This is a genomic window from Desulfitobacterium sp. THU1 (assembly GCF_038181555.1).
Classification (GTDB): Bacteria; Bacillota; Desulfitobacteriia; order Desulfitobacteriales; family Desulfitobacteriaceae; genus Desulfitobacterium.
Map to the genome: position 1 here is coordinate 14170 of NZ_JBBWUA010000012.1, position 19518 is coordinate 33687.

Genomic DNA, 19518 nt, shown 5'->3' on the forward strand with positions numbered 1-19518 from the left:
TTATTTTTTATCGGATTTCAAGGTTACTAAGGCTAGTCTATTGCCGAGTTGAACGCTACTAGACTTTCAAGTTCAACCGATAAACCCTTCATTTCGACTATTGAAAGAAAATCTGTGGACCGTAGAGTAGATTTAGAACATAATAGTATCATATTATGAAACTAGGTTTTATATATTAAAACAAAAACTCTTTGCGATTCTTCTACAACGGTTTAGGCGACCGTGATTTCAATCGTTAAACTGTGAAACCTAGTTTTATCGTTCGAAACAAGGAGGAGTAATTATGGCACTTTGGGGAAATGAAAACGATGTCACCACTTTTGAGGGGTCCAAGGATACAAGTCTGGAACGCATGACTGGAGCTCAGTTTATTGCCGCCTTTTTAGAAAGAAGAGGGGTCAAACAAGTCTACGGGATTCCTGGAGCAGCCATTCTCCCCTTCTACGATGCGATTCGGGAGCGAAACTTTGCATCCTACAACGTCCGCCATGAACAGACTGCGATCTTTATGGCTGACGGCTTTGCACGAACTACCGGCCAAGTAGGAGTTTGTGCAGCCACATCAGGTCCTGGAGCCACCAATTTTCTGACGGGTTTATACAGCGCCTACAGCGACTCGATTCCCCTCCTAGCTTTGACCGGTCAGGTTCCCACTTCATTAGTCGGTAAGGATTCCTTTCAAGAAGCCCCCATTGTAGAAATGGCTTGTCCAGTGACCAAGGCCGCTTATCTGATCATGAAAACAGAAAATCTGCCGACGATCATGAACGAAGCCTGGCAGCTAGCCACAACCGGCAGAAAAGGTCCTATTCTACTCGATCTTCCCTTAGATGTGCAGAAAGGGAGCTTGGAAGTCGATTGGAATGCTCTTGATGCTGTCCTGGATTTAAATTTACAAAACACTCCCAAGCAGGAAATTGCGCAAAGTGAATTGAATACTATCCACAAAATGCTCTGCGCAGCCAAGGCGCCAACTCTGCTGGTAGGTGGGGGCGTTACTCTTGGTAACGCAGCGGCAGAACTTCTCGACTTAGCTGAGCTTCTGCACATCCCCGTGGTATCCAGCTTGATGGGCAAAGATGCATTTCCTAACGATCATCCACTTTATGCAGGGTTGATGGGCACGATGTGCCAAACTCCTCTAGGAAATAAAACCATCCTCGAATCAGATCTTATCATCAATCTAGGGGGACGTTTTGATGGTCGTAGCACCGGAAATATGGAGCAATTTAAGGCCGGAAGAAAAGTAATTCATATTAACCTAGACGAAAAAGAGCTCTCTCGCCATATTCCCACAGAGATTTCCTTAGCTGTGGATATCAAAGACTTCCTAGACCAGTTTCTCAATTTACTACGGGACAAAAACTACTCCCCAAACGCTCAGGCTCAAGACCGCATTCACTCACTTCAGGAGGAACGGACCCGTTTAGCTCGTCAAACGGTGTTCAACACTTTTCCTCTCAAGCCCCAACAAGCCATTGCAGAGGTACGTGAAGCCCTCGACCGAGATGCGATTGTAACTCTGGATTGCGGCATTAGTCAAATCTGGACAACTCAGCTTTTCAATACCTATGTCCCCCGCTCCTTCCTGATCACTGGTCGGGCAGGAACCATGGGCTGGGGATTGGGTGCCGCACTAGGGGCAAAGCTTGCTTATCCGGAGCGCCAAGTCGTTAACCTTTTAGGGGACGCTAGCTTGGGAATGTCCCTACAGGAGCTGGCCACCGCCGCCAAACACAATATTCCTGTCGTTGTTGTGGTATTGAATAACTCGCTCTTTGGCTTAATCCGCCAACAGCAAAATCTTCTTTTTGACCAACGTCGCATTTCCACAGATCTTGAGTACGCGAATCGTGTACAAGGCCATTCCCGAGGGCTGGACTTTGTGGTAACTGCTCAAGGCATGGGCGTGGAGGCGGAATTGGTCGATAAACCCGGTAAGCTGCCAGAAGCCTTGCAAAGGGCCTTTAGTAGCAACCGTCCTTATTTAATCGAAGTTTTAGTCGATCCCCTAGCCCAGTGCTCCGTTTCCTTGGATGGAACCTTAACGGGAGTCCGCGAACTAGAGTAACAAAGAACTTAGGGAGGAATCAACACATGTCTGTAAAAAAAGCAAACCTCGTCGCCAATCTGTCCTTTCTCTTTACTGATCTACCTCTACTGGATCGCTTCGAAGCGGCCAAAGCAGCCGGACTGAAACGAGTGGAATTCATGTTCCCTTACGACTATGAGCCAGCCGAGCTTAAAGAAGCACTGGAAATCAACGGCTTAGAACTGGTCCTCTTTAATCTCCCAGCCGGGAATTGGGATGCCGGCGAACGAGGAATCGCCCTCGATCCCAGCCGTCAACAAGAATTTCAAGCTGGGGTGGCCAAAGCCATTACCTTCGCCCAAGCTCTTCAGGTTAAACAAGTCAACTGCTTAGTAGGTAAGGCCCTTCCTGATCAATCAACGGAGGTATTGTGGTCAACCCTAATTGCCAATATTCGCTATGCAGCCGAACATCTCCAATCTGTCGGTGTTAAACTACTGGTTGAACCGCTCAATCACCTCGATGCGCCTGGATTCTTTCTTAATACGACAGACGATGTGCTCAATGTCATTTCCGCCTCGGAAAGTGATAATGTTTTCCTCCAATACGATACCTATCACGCGGCCCGCGAAGGAGAAGATCTCTTGCAAGTCTTACGTGATAAACTTCCACAGATTGCTCATATCCAAATTGCAGATAACCCTGGCCGTCATCAACCCGGTACCGGTGAGCTAGATTACCATACTTTCTTTAAGACCTTAGAAGAAGTGGGCTATCCCTTTGCCGTCGCTATGGAGTATGTGCCCCAGTCTGATACAGTGACTTCCTTAGCATGGATCAAGGACTTCGAGTAAAAATAGCAACACATGACACCACAGCGGTGCGGATGTATGTTATACAACTCGACTCAGATACAATTATAAATTCACAGGTGATGAAGGCATAGCTGTATAAAAAACCCGATAGCAAAATTACGAGGAGGTACTCATAATGAAAATTGGTTTTATCGGCTTAGGTATTATGGGCAAACCCATGAGTTTGAATTTACTCAAGGCTGGTCATGAACTGGTTGTCTATAATCGCAGTCAAGGATCTGTCCAAGAATTAGTTAAGGCCGGTGCTGAAGCTGGTCTATCTCCAAAAGATGTAGCCGAGCGTTGCTCCCTGATTATCACCATGGTCCCCAACTCTCCCCAAGTCAAAGAAGTGATTCTCGGAGAGAACGGAGTGATCGAAGGCGCCCAACCTGGCAGTATGGTGATCGATATGAGCTCTATTGCACCAGGAGCGAGTCAAGAAGTGGCCCAAAAGCTGGCTGAGAAAAGCATTCGTTTCATGGACGCACCCGTCAGCGGTGGCGAACCCAAAGCTATTGAGGGAACCCTATCGATTATGGCCGGCGGGAATCCTGCCGACTTCGAAGAATTCCTTCCTATATTAAAAGCCATGAGCTCTTCGGCTGTTCTCTGCGGTAATGTAGGTGCCGGGAATGTGACAAAGCTTGCTAATCAAATTATCGTCGCCATCAATATTGCAGCGGTTTCTGAGGCCTTAACCCTTGCCACTAAGGCTGGAGCAAATCCTGAAACGGTTTACAAAGCTATCCGAGGCGGATTAGCAGGAAGTACCGTCATGGACGCCAAAGCACCGATGATGTTTGAACGCCGCTTTAACCCAGGTTTCCGCATCAATCTTCATATAAAGGACCTCAACAACGTCCTGGAAACCGGACATGATATCGGGTCTCCTTTACCGCTGACCGCTTCCGTCATGGAAATGATGCAAACCCTTAACCATAGTGGCTTGGATCAAGCAGATCATAGTGCCTTAGTCCAATACTACGAAAAGCTAGCTAATATCGAGGTAAACAACGAAGCTTAAGCCACTTCAGTTGAATTTTTCAATAATGCTATATACCCCACAATATATACCCCACCGTCCCCACTCCTTGAGTGGGGACTTTTTATATGGTTGAAATTTTTTTTGATTTCAGCCTCATTTAGGATGTTTACCTAACTAACTTCGCATAATAAGCAATGGCAGATTAGCACAGACTATTTTCCATCTACATCAACATGTACTTCACAATCAACAACCAAAAGTTAGCAACAAAAATCTAAAATTCTCGAGAAGGGAGGGAGCAAACACATGAAAAGATCGGGTGAGATTCAGAGACGACCTGAAGGAAGAAATAGCGCCAAATATGAATCCCGTAGCGCCCAGGATAAGCAGGAACAGAAAAAGGAAAAAGACCCTTCAGTATTAGAACAATCCTAGATTCGAGAGCTATTTAAAATTTGAAATGCGCAAAAACGCCAGACATGAACTACTCTGGCGTTTTTACTGTATAGAGTTACGCTATAGTGATGGTCTACTTTATAGCGTTGTCAGCTCTTTAGTAACGGTCTGATCTATGGCGATGTCAGCTCTAAAATGACTTCTGCGCTTTGTGACGGTGTGCTCTATGGTAACGGCTACTACTTAGCAAGGGCTTTCACGCTCTTATGGAGTGCGATCTGTCTTTCACGACACTCTAACATCTTCATTAAGGCCGTAAACATCAAAGCTGATACACCTAAGGCTATCCACCCTGTTGCCATATTGATATAGGTTAAGGCAATCCCCATGCCGAGTGGGCCTAAGGTATATCCCGCATCAGAAATGATAGCTAGGGTAGAAGTCATCCGCCCCCGATGGGATGCTGGGGTATTATCCGCAATAAAGGGAGATACCGTAATCGCCAGAACAATCTCTCCTAAAGTAAAGATAAATGCCCACAGGAATAAAAGTTCAAGTGAATGCAGTATGCCAATCATTCCAAAGCCTACCGCGTAGAGCATTCCACCAATCACCGCTCGCTGCAAGTAAGGAAGATGCCCCGCAAAGCGGGTAACGATCGGGGTAAAGACCATAACGATAAAGCCGTTAAAGGCTGCTAAGAATCCAAAATACTGAGCTCCCATAATAGGATAGTCCTTCATAATCTGCATAGGAAGCATGAACGACCACTGGGAGTACGTGAAATTGTAGCCACACATAATCAGGGCAAAGAAAATCAGCAGGGGCCGTTGCCTAATAACCTTAAAAATAGATCCTTCGACGCAGCGTTCTAAATAGCGCTCCTCATCTTGGATTTCTTCACGAGTCTTACCCAGGGTTTCTGGAATGAAAATAAAGATCAGGGATACTGTCACGAAGATAGCTATACTTTCTGCGAAAAAGAGCCAAGATAAATGGTGTCTGTAAAGAAACCCTCCTAAAATGGGACCTATAGCGAAGCCGATATTCCATCCCAAGTAGGAAAGGGCATAAGCCCCACTCCGGTTAGCGGGTGTTGTAAGGTCAGCTATCAGTGAATCATAAGCCGGCTTTGTCGTTGCGCTGAAAGCTGCGGCTACGATAATGAAATGAATCATATCCTCAGTCGGTTCCATAAACCCAATCCCGAAATAGGCCACAGCAGCTAAGACGGTGAATAAGACAATAATACTTTTTCTGCCGAAGCGATCTACAAGCTTTCCTCCTGATAGGGAGGATACTAGACAAACTACCCCTAAAAGGCTGAGATAAAAACCTGCCTTTCCTTCGGATAGACCTATACTTTGGGTCATTATGATAGTCATCAAGGGTCCCACAAAGGCCCCTATAGCATTGATAATTCGGGCAACGAAGATAACATAGATTTCTCTGGGCATTCCACGATAGGGGTTAAGCATATTGCGTAGTATTGACATCTTCTATCTCTCTCTTCCGTCAATCAACAAAGCCACGGACTTCTCTCCATAGAGAGTTCCGTGGCTTTGTTGAACAAATAAAATAAAGTCACGGTATTAGCCCGTGACTCCACCATCCATTTCCAATTCAATAAATCTTAATGGGTCAAATGGGTAGTCTCAGGCCGTAGAATGAAGTTACAGGATAATTGGTGTACACATAAGCTGGGGTGATATATAGAGTCATAGTAACGGCCTCCTTCCAATAATACGTTAAGTAAGATTTTTCCTATGTAGAAAACTGTACTAAGTATACAATCCACCGAGCAAGTCTGTCAATCCTTATATTTACATTTTCTTTTTGTACTATTAAGTCTTGTACTATTAAACTCTGTACCAATAAGCTCTGTATTATCAAGTCTGTCGTCAAAGCTTCCTATTTTCGATCAGAGCTTATTCAGCATTTCGCTTGATGAAATTCAACACTCTTCGTCTATCTCGTGCTTTTCATGAAGCGAAAAGGAGCGCCGGCTTATGCCCACGCTCCATACTATTTAATTTACTGCAAACCCAATCCTTTGCGTTTCTTTACAATGTGGGCCTCGATGCCTTGGGCCACTTCTACGGGGTCATCGCCGAGAGCGACTTTTCCTCCGGTCAACCCCTCTACATCTTCAGTCAATAGCTTGACTAATTGGGGGGCACCCGAAACAAAAGGAGTGGGTGAAAGATGGGTATAGGCTCCGTAGGCAATGGCGAAGACGCCATCAATCGTGGCCTTTTGCTCCATCCATTCCGGTGCTGTGACGGCAATCGGAAGCTGGGGAATATCCACATCCAAGTGATCGGCAAGTGCGGTGACCAGCATGCTGATCCGTCCGGTATCTGTACAGGTGCCAAAGCTGAGAACCGGGGGTATCTTTAAAGCAGTACAGATTTCTTTAAGTCCTGAACCTGCCATGTTTACAGCATCCATGTTGCATAGTCCGGCTACCTCTAAGGCGTGGTTACCACATCCACCGGCGACCACGAGAATATCCCGTTTAATCAACTCCTTAGTCAGGTTCACGGTATTCCAATCCTGGGGACCATTCCTTAAGGTTGAGCAGTTGGCCAAGGCAACGACGCCTTTGATTTTCCCGGCTGCAATAACTTCGACCAAGGGGTCCAGCTTATTTCCTAACGCCCCCAAGACAGCTTCGGTGGAAAATCCGGCAATCGCTTTCATCTTCTTCTGGGGAACCAAGGGTTTCACTTTACCTTTGCGCTTTTTAAAGTTCTCAATGGCCAGGTCAATAAGTTTTTCGACAATATTATCCGTTTCTGATGGGTCATAGGGGAACTTATGTTGAAGTCCTGGGATATCAATGATGGTGCTGATAGAAACAAGGGTAGCTTGATATTTCTCGGCATACATATCAATCGCCGGCGGGGAACAGTTTTCTTCCATAGCAAAGACATCAACCGTTCCGGTTGCCAAAAGGGGCTCGATGGCCAACCAGTTACCCATTAACCCAACAAAAACATCATCTACCTCAAAACGCTGAAGTAGTTCTTGCCCGGTCTCGATGGACCCCACCACCCGCAGACCTTTTGCACCGGCGGCTCTTGCCTTTTCTTGAACATCCGCCGAACGCGCTCTTTCAATGGTTGCTGCTCCAATCCATGGCTGATGGCCATTGAAGACAATATTGATATGTTCAGGACACATGATCCCTAAATCCACCTCGACCTCGTGCGGTTTGGGGGTGCCATAGAGAATATCCTGTACCATTTCCAATCCGATCTGGGAATTATAGATAGTGGCTAATCCTAAACGTAGAGCTTTTAGCGCCAAAGAAACATGGTTGCCGTCCACGTTGGTTAAGCAGCTTGCCACACAATTTTGTTCTTCATGAACTGTTCCTGAAGGATAGATATTCAAATCTCGCCAAACTTGCTTCCTCTTCTTTGGCGCAAAGGCTTCGACCATCAGGTTAGGTTCTTCCACCCCGACTCGTTGTTGATTCTCTAGAAGATCTGCCAGCTGAATAGCCATTTGGTTAACATCTTGATTCGTATTGATGCCTAGCTTTTCACACATCCATTTTAGTTTTTCGGGTTCCTTAATCTTAAAGGGGGTCTTCCCTTCTGCTGTGGCCTTCAGCGTCCGAAAAGCTTCATAGGCATGGTGACTATATGTACCTGCACCCATAATGTTTTGCAGGAGGAATTTCCGCATAGCCATGGCATCAGGGCCAATACCGCAAACCCCTTTGTCCTGACCTCCCTTATCACTGATCCGACAAGGACCATTGGAGCATAGTTGACAACTTCGGCCTTCAAGGCAGAACTTGCAGCGAATTTTCTCTTGCAATGCGTAGCGATCAAATACATTGGACATCTCATCTTCGCGAATTCTCTTGAGCATCTCCTCCACGGAATCGTGATAACTTACCCGTCCTTCGGTTTTTTCCAGAATCGATTCAGACATTTGCTTCACTCCTTATTCTTTGACCAGTTCCATAAAGAAAAGACCATCAACAAAGAGTTTGCGCCTTTTTAAGGATGAATATGTATCTGCTCGCCGCTAATACTTATTATTAAAAATAATGTATACTTATTCATTTACTACTTATCAACCTACCGGCATTATGGTATTATGTGTATATGTGTACTATAATAGGGGCTCGTTTCTACAGAAATATTAATAGATTGAGGAGAGTGATAGTTGAGTGATTGCTTTTTCGGTCATCTGCTATATGGTCATGATGTTGGCCATCGGGTATTATTCCTATCGAAAGACCGCGAATCTATCCGACTACATGATTGGAGGGAGAACCCTTGGCCCAGCCGTCACCGCTTTAAGCGCCGGAGCCTCTGACATGAGCGGTTGGTTGATGATGGGCCTGCCCGGAGCAATGTTTGTCTCCGGAATAAGCTCAGGCTGGATTGTCGTCGGCCTTACCATCGGTGCTTATTTTAACTGGCTCTATGTAGCACCTCGTTTGCGCTCCTATACGGAAATCGCCAGTGACTCCATTACGATTCCTTCCTTGGACATCGTTTTCATGATACTTCACATGTACTTCGTTTAGTATCCGCACTTGTTATTATTATCTTCTTTACTTTTTATGTCTCTTCTGGTTTAGTTTCCGGTGCCGTTCTCTTTAACACAACCTTTGGCATGGATTACCATACCGGTCTTTGGCTAATTCTTGCCGTCATCGTGACTTACACCCTCATCGGTGGTTTCTTAGCAGTGAGCTTCACTGACTTCGTCCAAGGACTCATCATGGTTATCGCTTTGATTATGGTTCCTGTAGTAACCCTCTGGCACACGGGGGGCCTTGGTGATAGCTTTGATACTATCCGAACCATTGATCCCAACCTCTTAAATATTTTCACCGGGACCACAACCATCGGTATTATCTCCCTATTGGCTTGGGGGTTAGGTTACTTCGGACAGCCCCACATCATCGTCCGTTTTATGGCGATTTCCTCTGTCGGTGAGATCAACAAATCGCGCAAAATCGGCATGAGTTGGATGATCTTCTCGGAAGTCGGCGCCATGTTTACCGGTCTGATAGGGATTGCCTACTTTGCTACACATGGCTTGACCTTAGCCGACCCTGAGACAGTATTCATCGAGCTAGGCAAAATCCTTTTCCACCCGATCATCACAGGATTCTTGATTTCTGCTATTCTTGCGGCAATTATGAGTACGATCTCCTCGCAGCTGCTCGTAACCTCTAGTTCCCTGACTGAAGATATCTATCGTATTCTGTTCCGCCGTTCAGCCTCGGATAAAGAGCTGGTTTTCGTCAGCCGTCTTTGTGTTTTGCTGGTTGCTCTGCTGGCCACCTATCTAGCCTGGACCCAAAATGATACGATTCTCAACCTAGTAGGCTATGCTTGGGCGGGCTTCGGTTCTGCCTTTGGCCCGGTTATTATCATGAGCCTCTACTGGAAACGAATGACGAAGTGGGGAGCACTCGCCGGTATGGTCATGGGTTCACTCACCGTTATCCTTTGGGAACAGTTCCCTGCCCTTAGTGCTGTCTATGAAATTATTCCTGGTTTCATCATCGGCTTGCTCTCGATTATTATCGTTAGCCTTTTGACGACTGAACCTTCAAAAGCAGTTCAAGATGAGTTTGATAAATCTGCGGCTGAGACCAAGAGTAAATAGTAAATAGGATAAGTAACGTAATTCCTCAATTAGCAGCAACCCGTTACGGAATATTTGGTCACAATAACGCAAAATTAAAGTGCACCTCCAAATGTTGGACACAAAATCTAACATTCGGAGGTGCACCTTTTTATATAATCTCGTTTAGTAAAAAATCCAGCTTAAATCTGATCCTAGGGCGAAAGATGAGCGGTGTTAGCCATTTTCCTCCATGATATTGCGGGCAATCATCACTCCGCAAGCCTCTGCCTGAGCTAGACCGCGCGTAATCCCTGCACCATCTCCCCCTGCATAAAGTCCCGCTATTTCGGTTTCAAAATTGCTTTTCAGCTTAGGACGCGAGGAATAGAATTTGGCTTCAACCCCGTAAAGCAAGGTGTGCTCGGAGGCAATACCGGGAGTTACTTTATCTAAGGCCTCGATCATTTCAATAACGCTTTTCATAGTGGAATAAGGCAGCACAAGCCCCAAGTTACCGGGAACGGCTTCCTTTAAGGTAGGCTCGACGAAGCTCTCTTTAATCCGCTTGTCCGTGGAGCGACGCCCTTTCATAATATCTCCAAAGGTTTGAACTAAGACACTACCGTTAGATAAGTCATTAGCTAGTCGGGAAATATTCTTGGCATATTCTGTGGGCTTATTAAAAGGATAAGAGAAGTTGTGGGAAACCAGCAGGGCAAAGTTAGTATTATTGCTACCCAGATTTTTATCGCGGTAAGCATGTCCGTTAGCCAGCATTACACCCGTGTGGTTTTCAATAACCACATGCCCGGAAGGGTTGCTACAAAAACTTCTTACAGTGGTACCTACAGAAGTCCGATAAATAAACTTCCCTTCATATAGGTTCTCATTAATATCTTCCATGATGGTGTCTAGAGTTTCCACACGAACCCCCACATCGACTTGGTTGCTGCCCATTTCCAACTTGTATTTCTTCAAGACATCAGCAAACCACTCTGAGCCATCTCGGCCAGGAACCACCACAACCTTGGGCGCGTGGTACTCCTCTCCCTTAGCGGTGCGGATTCCCTTGACCTGCAGTTGCCCTGCCACTTCATCTGCCATAATATCAGCGACTTCTGTTTCGAAGACCATATCGATTTTCCCTTTAAGAAACTCGTAAATATCCTTAAGAATTTCTAGGTTTAATTCCGTTCCCAGATGGCGAACTTGGGCGCGGAGCAATTTGAGGCCGGCACCTAGAGCCTTCTTTTCAATCTCCTTCACTGTAGGAGTGTTGGGATCCGTTAAAGCGGAGGTGGCTCCATGCTTTAGGTTAATCTCGTCCACATATTTGATCAGGCTCAAAACTTCTGACGGTGGCAGATACTCGGTGAGCCATCCCCCAAACTCTGTGGTTATATTGAACTTCCCATCCGAATAGGCTCCGGCACCACCAAAGCCATTGGTGATTGAGCATGCCGGCGTACAGCTGGCAAACTCCCTTTGCTTATTGGGCGGCGGGCATTTAGAAAGGGTCTTCTTTAAAATGGGACAACTGCGTTTATAGATATCCCGTCCCTTTTCAATCAAAAGGACAGCGAGCTGGGGGGCCTTGATCGCTAATTCGTAACTTGCAAAAACTCCGGCGGGACCTGCTCCAATGATGATCACGTCATACTTTTTCAAGATATATTCCTCCTCGGTTAAGCTTGACACTACGCAAACCTTATAAACTATACCTTATGTTTTTAAATAATTCAACTCTAAATCCGAACATTCCTTTAAAAAACCACAATTTTGTTTGGATTGAACGAGGCTCCGTTTAGGGGGGGCATTCACCCTCTAGACGTTAGTCCAGTGCTGAGCTAGTTTGGTTTATTCCTCCACTATATACATAATAATCTAGCATGATAGAATGTTTGTTTCTATTGATATAGAACATACATTCGCATATAATAGATAGAGCAGGACTAAATTCAGCCGTTCGTTACCAAAGGATTTCTATTCAGGTGGTGCTTGATATTGAGCAAACATATTATCTTTCACATTGATGTGAATTCGGCGTATCTTTCTTGGGAAGCAACTTACCGACTCCAACAAGGGGATTCCTTGGATCTAAGAACCGTCCCTTCTGTAGTAGGGGGGGATCCTTTAACCCGGCATGGTATTGTCTTAGCTAAATCCATACCTGCGAAAAAATACGATATCAAAACCGGAGAAACCTTATACTCTGCCCTCACTAAATGTCCGGACCTGATCATCGCTAAGCCTAATTATCTCCTCTTTCGCCAATGCAGCCAAGCTTTAGGAGATATCTTAAAAGAGTATTCCCCTCTTATCCAGCAATTTTCCGTGGATGAATACTTTGTGGATTTCACCTCGCTGGATCAGCTTTGGGGAGATCCCCTTAAAGCGGCCCATGTGATTAAGGATCGGGTTAAAAACGAGCTGGGCTTTACCGTAAATATCGGTATTTCCACCAATAAGCTGTTGGCAAAAATGGCCTCGGAATTCCAAAAGCCCGACAAGGTCCATACCTTATTTTCTGAGGAAATCCCCGAAAAAATGTGGCCCCTACCCATCGGAGAGCTCTTCATGGTGGGAAGAGCAACCTCCCAAAAGCTTCTCTCACGCAATATTAAAACCATTGGCGACCTAGCACATACCGATCCGCGCATCTTAAGAACAGCCCTAAAAAGCCACGGTATCCTGATTTGGAATTATGCCCATGGGATTGAGAATTCCCCCGTTCGACCCGGCGGCCACGTGAAAGTCAAAGGTATGGGCAATTCAACCACCCTGCCCTTCGATGTGGATCGTCGCCAGGAAGCTCACCTAGTCCTGCTCTCGCTCGTGGAAACCGTCAGCGCTCGCTTAAGACATGATCAGTATTTCGCCCAACTTGTAGCCGTTTCCTTTCGGACCCACGAATTTCTCTCCTACTCTCATCAACGAAAAATCACTCACCCCACAGACTGTACCAACGAAATCTGGGAGATCGCCTGTGAGCTCTTCGACGAATTATGGAAGGGCCAACCCCTAAGACATATGGGCGTGCGGGTCTCCGAGCTTTGCCATAATGATTTTCTGCAGTTATCCTTCTTCACTAAGAACTATGAGAAGGAGCGAAAAATCGACCAGGCTATCGATGTGATTCGAGAGCGCTTTGGCTCGAGTGCGATCATGCGTTCCTCTTATCTTCACTCCGGTCTCAAAGCCATGACCGGAGGGGTAATCGCCGAAGAGGAATATCCCATGATGACCAGTCTGCTTTAGGCTCATCAAATCATCAACAACAATAACACACCACACAAGGAGGAATGTTTAAGTGAAGGTTATCATGCAACCCATTGAGATGGTGGCTCGTTTCAATGAGCAGGGCATTCCCTGTCCTGTAAAATTCAAAGCCCGCTTCGAAGGAGTTCCTGTGGTCATTTCCATTGATAAAATCATCCTAAAAACTGAGGAGAAGCTGGCCGGCAATCGCATGATTATTTTTCGCTGCCAAAGCGTTATCAATGGGCTTCTCAAGGTTTTTGAACTGAAGTATGAACTCAACACCTGCAAGTGGTTTTTAGCCAAGATGTAATCAGTTCTTAGCCAAAAATATAATAGTCCACGGCTGTCCCCTGTGAGGGTAAAAGCCGTGGACTTTTGAATTGCACCTATTGCTTTGAGCTGCTATTTAACCCTACTGCAGCTCATCCTACTCGTTGTCAGCGCCGATTTTTTCCTGTGCTCTCTTCTGTAACCAGCTTTTAAGATAAGCATAAAACGGTGGTATTGCCGAGATTCCAATGATCGCAAAAATCACTAGGGTGAAGTTATCTCGTACAAAGGGCAAATTGCCAAAGAAAAAACCACTGAAAAGGGCAACCGTGACCCATAAGAGGGCTCCGATGACATTGTAAGAAATAAACCGCATATATTTCATGGCACCGACACCCGCTACAAAAGGAGCAAAGGTTCGAATGATCGGCAGAAAACGGGCGATGATAATGGTCTTTCCGCCGTGTTTTTCATAGAACCTCTGTGTCTTCATTAGATTCTCATGATTAAGGAAACGCATTTCCTTCGCGAATACCTTCGGCCCAAGGAAGCGTCCGATCTCGTAATTGACGGTGTCGCCGAGGACAGCAGCTCCGAGAAGCAAAAAGAACAAAATCTTAACATCCAAAGCACCAGCGGCGGCAAATGTTCCCGCCACAAAAAGCAAAGAATCTCCGGGAAGAAACGGTGTCACAACAAATCCTGTTTCTGCAAAAATAATCAAAAAAAGTATGAGATAAGTCCATAATCCATAGGTACTAATAATTTCACCAAGGTGCTTGTCTAGATGAATAAATATATCGAGCGCAGTCTGTATAAATTCCAAGATCGAACCTCCTATTTTTCAGCCTATCTGTCGCAAAAACTTCAATATATCTTTGCATCATAAATCTCTGAGCCAATTTCCGAATTATCATGTCATCTGAATTATCATATCTTCTCGAGGGTAAAAAATCAATTTAAGAACAACGAATTTAAGAAAAGCTTAATAAATACCTTGGAAAAGAAGACAAAAAGAAACTCGAAAAGAAAAACCGCCAATAAAGACGGTTCAGGTCGACAAGAGCAAACCCTTGTCTATATAAAAAAGGTAGGAGAAGAATGTCATGTCTGAATCATAACACACAAAATTAAAATGCGAGTGAAGAAACAGCAAACTCTTTGTTAACATTGTGTGAAAACAAGTTAAGCGCCCCTTGGCACCTGTCGCTATGAAGGCGGGTGTCAAAGGGCGCTTAGTCGGGTGTTAATCTTCTTGGAATAAGACAGTCGAAAGATATCTTTCTCCTGTGTCTGGGAGAAGGACAACGATCTTTTTGCCCTTATTTTCGGGTCTCTTAGCAATTTGTGTGGCCGCATAAGCTGCTGCACCGGAGGAAATTCCGACAAGGAGGCCTTCAGTTTTCGAGAGCTTGCGGGAGGTTTCAAACGCCTCTTCATTCTTCACCTGAAAGATTTCATCAATGAGTTCCGAGTTATAGACACCGGGAACAAATCCAGCGCCGATGCCTTGAATCTTATGGGATCCGGGATTTCCTCCTGAAAGAACAGGGGAATCGGCAGGCTCCACAGCAATGACTTTTACGCCTGGTTTTTTCTTCTTAAGCACTTCACCCACACCAGTTACGGTGCCACCCGTTCCGACCCCGGCGACAAAGATGTCGACTTCTCCGTCCGTGTCGCGCCAAATCTCTTCGGCCGTGGTTTTTCTATGAATCTCGGGGTTAGCCGGATTATTAAATTGTTGCGGAATGAAGGAATTCGGATATTCTGCTGCTAATTCTTCGGCTTTTTGAATAGCACCTTTCATGCCGGCAGGTCCCGGAGTAAGAACAAGTTCGGCTCCGAGGGCTTTGAGCAGGTTTCTTCTCTCCACACTCATTGTTTCCGGCATGGTTAAAATCAAACGATAGCCGCGTGCAGCAGATACGAAGGCCAGAGCAATTCCTGTATTACCACTGGTCGGTTCAATGATCACAGTATCCTTAGTAATCAAGCCTTTTTCTTCAGCATCTTTGATCATGGCATAACCAATTCTGTCCTTAACACTGGAAAGGGGATTGAAGTATTCCAGCTTCGCTATGACCGTGGCTTCTAATTCATTAGCTTGATTATAATTGGACAACTCTAATAGTGGGGTATTTCCGATAAGGTCGGTTAAACTCTTAGCAATCTTTGACATGCGATTTCCTCCTAAATATTAAACTTAAGCATTCGACGCCAGTCTTGCGCGTGATGTTTGTTTTTTTATTATCCTAGTATTCTTATATGTTTTATTGTCTTTATTTTAATACGCCCTCTCGGAGCTGTCAAGAGCAAATTTAAGAAACCTTAGGCGCATCTAAAAGCTCAGGTGTATCTAAAGTTCATGCATATTTAAAGTTCATGTGTATCTTTATTATTCTACAATGTCCGGAGAAATACTCTCTTGTTCATCCTGGCTAAACTGACTCAATTCAGCGATAAAGGCCTCGGCAGCCTTGGTGAAATAAGTATCGTATCCTCTGGCAATGACAAAGTCGCGAGCCAGATAGGGAGTGCTTTTATCGAGGGTTATAATCATCAATTCTTTGGCCTTTAATTCTTTTTGGATAATCAATTTAGATACCATGGCAATTCCCAAACCACTGATGACGGCCGCCTTAACTCCTGTATTGCTGCTAAACACATAGGAATGTCGCATTTTAATTTTTAAAGCTTGCATAAAATGATCACTAAATTCACGAGTTCCGGAGCCTGCTTCGCGGAGGATCCAGACAAAATCTTGGAGATCCTTTGCGGAAACGCTCTTGCTCTTTGTTAATGGATGAACCGGGGGAGCAATCAATACCATCTCATCTTCCATGAAAGGCTCAACCATAAACTCCCTATCATTCATTTCCCCTTCTGCCAAAGCAATATCTAAACGCTTTTGGCGTAGTCCTTGAGCAATCTCTTCTGTATTCGCGATAGTCACTGAAATGTTGAGTTGGGGATATCTGGTTGCCATTTGGCTAACGAGTTCCGGCAAAATATATTCGCCGATGGTAAAGCTTGCCCCGATCCGGAGTGTTCCTGTAACCACACTCTGGATTTGATTAATTTTCTCTTTCGTTTCTTTGTATTGATTAATGATCTTGGTCGCTTCTTCATAGAATATTTCTCCCGCCGGTGTAAGCTCTACATGCTTTGATGATCGATTGATTAACTTAGTCCCAAATTCACTCTCCAGATTACGGACATGTGAGCTAACAGCAGGTTGAGAAATGAAAAGATCCTCCGCAGCTTTTGAGAAGTTTTTTTCTTCCGCCACTTTTTTAAAAATCTCCAACGGTTCAATGATCAAAAGTATTACCTCCGTTCAAATATATTCAAGTTATAATTTTTCCCTATGGGATCTATTTGCAATTCAATTTGCATTGACTTCCCTGTCAAGAGTAAAGTATGAATGTGCTTAATCTTTATCTTTACTTTACGTCAGGAGGTTCTCATGTCAATTATAAACTACATAACAGAAAAAACTGAACGTCCTTTTCATTGGGCCCATAGTAATTTTGCACCTTTTTTCTTCGGTGTTCTTTTTACGATAGGCATTGCCGCATTCGCCGTAGGGCTTGCTAACTTACCCGGCCTTAACAAGATTGGAGCTATGCTCTGTGCCATTTTTGTTGCGGTTCTTTATCGCAATACAGTTGGCTATCCTGAAAGCTGCCGTGTCGGCATTCAGTTTTCAGCTCAGAAAATCCTCCGCTTAGCTATTATTCTATATGGCTTTCGCTTGAATATCCAACTAATCTTTCAACAAGGTCCTTCACTGCTGCTCCAAGGCGGACTGACAATTGCTATCGCTATCATTACGACCCTTTGTGTCTCTAAATTGATCAAGGGGGATCCGCAGCTTTCCCTTCTCTTGGGAATCGGAACCGGGATTTGCGGAGCTGCAGCTATTGCCGCAGTTTCTCCTATCCTCAAAGCAAAAGATGAAGATACTGCTATTGGTGTGGGTATCATTGCCTTAATCGGTACATTTTTTACATTAGCGTACACACTACTTTATCCTTATTTGGGACTTACCCCCGCTCAATACGGTATGTGGAGCGGGATCAGCCTTCATGAGATTGCTCATACCGCTGCAGCCGCCGGTCCCTTAGGGTCTGAGGCTTTAACTACAGCATTAATGGCCAAGTTGGCAAGAGTCTTCCTCCTAATCCCCGTCAGCTTCATTCTGCTCTGGTGGGTGCGTCGCAATTCGAAGGAAGAAAAAGACCCAACTCAAACAGCTTCCTTCCCTTGGTTTTTACTGGGATTCATCCTGACAAGTATTATTGGGACATATTTCTCCATTCCCACTGCAGTATTAGATAGCATCGCCACTCTCTCCACCTTTTTGATGACTGCCGCAATGGTTGGCTTAGGGTTAAATGTTCATTTAGCAAGCCTACGCGCTCGTGCTCTCCGCCCTCTCCTCGCCATGTTCATCGCATCCATCTTAGTCTCCGCAGTTTCCTACTTTGCTCTGTTCATTTAAGTATACCTTGACTAGTTATTTTCTAAAAGCAACCCGATACTTCAGTCATTCCGCAGGCGAGATGACTGAAGTATCTTGATCCGGCCCCCTCAGGGTAATATAAATAATTATTAGCTAAAAAAGGATGCTCCAACAAAGGAGCATCCTTTTTACTTCTATTTTTACTTCTATTCTTACTTCTGTTTTTCATCCACTATTCTACAGCTTTGATAATCAGCCTACGGCTTTTCTAAGCGCTTGATCAAGATCATAGATAAGGTCGTCCGCATCTTCAATGCCAATGGAAAGTCTGACCATATCCGGGGTCACCCCGGCTGCTAACAGATCCTTCTCTGACAATTGAGCGTGGGTCGTGCTGGCCGGATGAATGACCAGTGATTTGGCATCCGCAACATTAGCCAGCAAAGAGAATATTTCTAAGCTATCAATGAATTTTTTACCGGCCTCCACTCCTCCTTTGATGCCAAAGGTGAAGATTGAACCCGCTCCTTGGGGAAGATATTTTTGAGCGAGCTCATAATACTTGCTCTCTTTAAGATTCGGATAGTTGACCCAGGACACATGAGGATGGCTGTTTAAGAATTCCACAACCTTCTTCGTATTCGCCACATGTCTTTCCACCCGCAGCGATAAAGTCTCTAAGCCTTGGAGGAACAAGAATGAATTAAAGGGACTTAAGCAAGCACCCGTATCCCGCAAAAGCTGCACTCTGGCTTTGGTGATATAGGCAACAGGACCAAGAGCCTCCACGTATTTTAGCCCATGATAACTCTCATCCGGCTCCGTTAAGCCGGGAAAGCGCCCACTACCCGCCCAATCAAACTGCCCTGAATCCACGATGACTCCACCGATGGATGAGCCGTGACCGCCAATAAATTTCGTCGCTGAATGTACGACAATATCAGCTCCCCATTCGATAGGACGAATCAGGTAGGGCGTGCCAAAGGTATTGTCCACAATCAAAGGCACCCCATTTTCATGGGCGATTTTGGCTATGGCTTCGATATCCACCAGATTGATTCCCGGGTTACCGATGGTTTCAATATAAAGAGCTTTGGTCTTCTCCGTAATGGCCTTGCGGAAATTTTCCGGATCATCGGGATTGACAAAAATGGTCTTAATCCCTAGTTTGGGGAAAGTTGCTGAAAAAAGATTATAGGTTCCCCCATAGAGAGTGCTGGCTGAAACGATCTCATCACCCGCTCCGGCAATATTGAGCACCGCATAGGTGATGGCTGCAGAACCCGAAGCCACCGCAAGAGCCGCAACTCCGCCCTCTAAGGCGGCCACACGTTGCTCGAAAACATCCGTGGTCGGATTCATAATCCGGGTATAAATATTACCTGGTTCTTTTAAACCAAATAAATTTGCCGCATGCTCTGCATCGTTGAACACATAAGATGAAGTCTGATAAATCGGCACCGCCCTCGAGCCTGTCGTGGGATCGGCTACTTGTCCGGCATGAACCTGTAATGTATCAAATTTCAATTTTCTCTCGCTCATAGTGTCACTCCCTTAATCCTTATTAATCTACCTTAGCGGGACCAGAACTATTAGTAAATCCTCGCAGGCCAAGTGAACTCCAGTATTTTAATATGTTTAC

General features: G+C 45.2%; 14 protein-coding genes and 1 pseudogene. 8 read left to right on the forward strand and 7 right to left on the reverse strand.

Annotation, left to right across the window (positions count from 1 at the left end; all coding sequences use genetic code 11):
- The first annotated feature begins 283 nt into the window (after window positions 1–283).
- The 4 genes from AAC978_RS10775 (at window position 284) to AAC978_RS10790 (ending at window position 4309) form a co-directional block, all read left to right on the forward strand.
- Entirely contained in the window at window positions 284–2071 is a 1788-nt protein-coding gene (locus tag AAC978_RS10775; protein WP_341548040.1) for a thiamine pyrophosphate-binding protein, read from the forward strand.
- A gap of 26 nt (window positions 2072–2097) precedes the next feature.
- A complete protein-coding gene (hyi, locus tag AAC978_RS10780; protein WP_341548041.1) occupies window positions 2098–2886 on the forward strand; it encodes a hydroxypyruvate isomerase in 789 nt (262 codons plus the stop codon).
- Between the two features lie 136 nt (window positions 2887–3022).
- A complete protein-coding gene (gene garR, locus AAC978_RS10785) occupies window positions 3023–3913 on the forward strand; it encodes a 2-hydroxy-3-oxopropionate reductase (protein WP_341548042.1) in 891 nt (296 codons plus the stop codon).
- Between the two features lie 267 nt (window positions 3914–4180).
- Window positions 4181–4309, forward strand: a complete 129-nt coding sequence (locus AAC978_RS10790; protein WP_341548043.1) for a hypothetical protein — start codon at window positions 4181–4183, stop codon at window positions 4307–4309.
- 200 nt (window positions 4310–4509) lie between these two features.
- Here the strand turns inward: AAC978_RS10790 and AAC978_RS10795 are convergent, their stop codons facing one another.
- The gene (locus AAC978_RS10795) at window positions 4510–5748 is read right to left on the reverse strand and encodes an MFS transporter (RefSeq protein WP_341548103.1); all 1239 of its coding nucleotides are present in this window, start codon (window positions 5746–5748) and stop codon (window positions 4510–4512) included.
- Window positions 5749–6304: 556 nt separating this feature from the next.
- Window positions 6305–8218, reverse strand: a complete 1914-nt coding sequence (cooS, locus tag AAC978_RS10800) for an anaerobic carbon-monoxide dehydrogenase catalytic subunit (protein ID WP_341548044.1) — start codon at window positions 8216–8218, stop codon at window positions 6305–6307.
- A 241-nt stretch (window positions 8219–8459) separates the two neighbouring features.
- Here cooS and putP point away from each other — a divergent pair.
- Window positions 8460–9916 (forward strand): annotated as a pseudogene (gene putP, locus AAC978_RS10805) (sodium/proline symporter PutP).
- Window positions 9917–10111: 195 nt separating this feature from the next.
- Here the strand turns inward: putP and AAC978_RS10810 are convergent.
- On the reverse strand, window positions 10112–11545 hold the full coding sequence (locus AAC978_RS10810) for an NAD(P)/FAD-dependent oxidoreductase (protein WP_341548045.1): 1434 nt from the start codon (window positions 11543–11545) through the stop codon (window positions 10112–10114).
- Window positions 11546–11881: 336 nt separating this feature from the next.
- Here AAC978_RS10810 and AAC978_RS10815 point away from each other — a divergent pair, with 336 nt between their 5' ends.
- Together AAC978_RS10815 and AAC978_RS10820 are read left to right on the forward strand one after the other, a co-directional pair.
- A complete protein-coding gene (locus tag AAC978_RS10815) occupies window positions 11882–13135 on the forward strand; it encodes a Y-family DNA polymerase (RefSeq protein WP_341548046.1) in 1254 nt (417 codons plus the stop codon).
- A 52-nt stretch (window positions 13136–13187) separates the two neighbouring features.
- Window positions 13188–13448, forward strand: a complete 261-nt coding sequence (locus AAC978_RS10820) for a hypothetical protein (protein WP_341548047.1) — start codon at window positions 13188–13190, stop codon at window positions 13446–13448.
- 117 nt (window positions 13449–13565) lie between these two features.
- On the opposite strand, the gene AAC978_RS10825 is transcribed toward AAC978_RS10820, so the two are convergent.
- From AAC978_RS10825 to AAC978_RS10835, 3 genes are all read right to left on the reverse strand, one after another.
- On the reverse strand, window positions 13566–14234 hold the full coding sequence (locus AAC978_RS10825; RefSeq protein WP_341548048.1) for a DedA family protein: 669 nt from the start codon (window positions 14232–14234) through the stop codon (window positions 13566–13568).
- A 420-nt stretch (window positions 14235–14654) separates the two neighbouring features.
- Entirely contained in the window at window positions 14655–15590 is a 936-nt protein-coding gene (gene cysK, locus AAC978_RS10830; RefSeq protein ID WP_341548049.1) for a cysteine synthase A, read from the reverse strand.
- Window positions 15591–15806: 216 nt separating this feature from the next.
- Window positions 15807–16733 carry a LysR family transcriptional regulator gene (locus AAC978_RS10835; RefSeq protein WP_341548050.1) on the reverse strand — a complete coding sequence of 309 codons (927 nt, stop codon included), beginning with the start codon at window positions 16731–16733 and terminating at the stop codon, window positions 15807–15809.
- Window positions 16734–16877: 144 nt separating this feature from the next.
- Between AAC978_RS10835 and AAC978_RS10840 the strand changes: the two genes are divergently transcribed.
- Window positions 16878–17915, forward strand: coding sequence for a YeiH family protein (locus tag AAC978_RS10840; RefSeq protein WP_341548051.1), 1038 nt, complete (start codon window positions 16878–16880; stop codon window positions 17913–17915).
- 213 nt (window positions 17916–18128) lie between these two features.
- Here the strand turns inward: AAC978_RS10840 and AAC978_RS10845 are convergent, their stop codons facing one another.
- Entirely contained in the window at window positions 18129–19418 is a 1290-nt protein-coding gene (locus tag AAC978_RS10845; protein WP_341548052.1) for a homocysteine synthase, read from the reverse strand.
- Window positions 19419–19518 lie beyond the last annotated feature (100 nt).

Coding starts and splice junctions, on each gene's coding strand:
- AAC978_RS10775 (WP_341548040.1), top strand. CDS start 284: ATGGCACTTTGGGGAAATGAAAACGATGTCACCACTTTTGAGGGGTCC.
- garR (WP_341548042.1), top strand. CDS start 3,023: ATGAAAATTGGTTTTATCGGCTTAGGTATTATGGGCAAACCCATGAGT.
- cooS (WP_341548044.1), bottom strand. CDS start 8,218: ATGTCTGAATCGATTCTGGAAAAAACCGAAGGACGGGTAAGTTATCAC.
- AAC978_RS10790 (WP_341548043.1), top strand. CDS start 4,181: ATGAAAAGATCGGGTGAGATTCAGAGACGACCTGAAGGAAGAAATAGC.
- AAC978_RS10840 (WP_341548051.1), top strand. CDS start 16,878: ATGTCAATTATAAACTACATAACAGAAAAAACTGAACGTCCTTTTCAT.
- cysK (WP_341548049.1), bottom strand. CDS start 15,590: ATGTCAAAGATTGCTAAGAGTTTAACCGACCTTATCGGAAATACCCCA.
- hyi (WP_341548041.1), top strand. CDS start 2,098: ATGTCTGTAAAAAAAGCAAACCTCGTCGCCAATCTGTCCTTTCTCTTT.
- AAC978_RS10795 (WP_341548103.1), bottom strand. CDS start 5,748: ATGCTTAACCCCTATCGTGGAATGCCCAGAGAAATCTATGTTATCTTC.
- AAC978_RS10845 (WP_341548052.1), bottom strand. CDS start 19,418: ATGAGCGAGAGAAAATTGAAATTTGATACATTACAGGTTCATGCCGGA.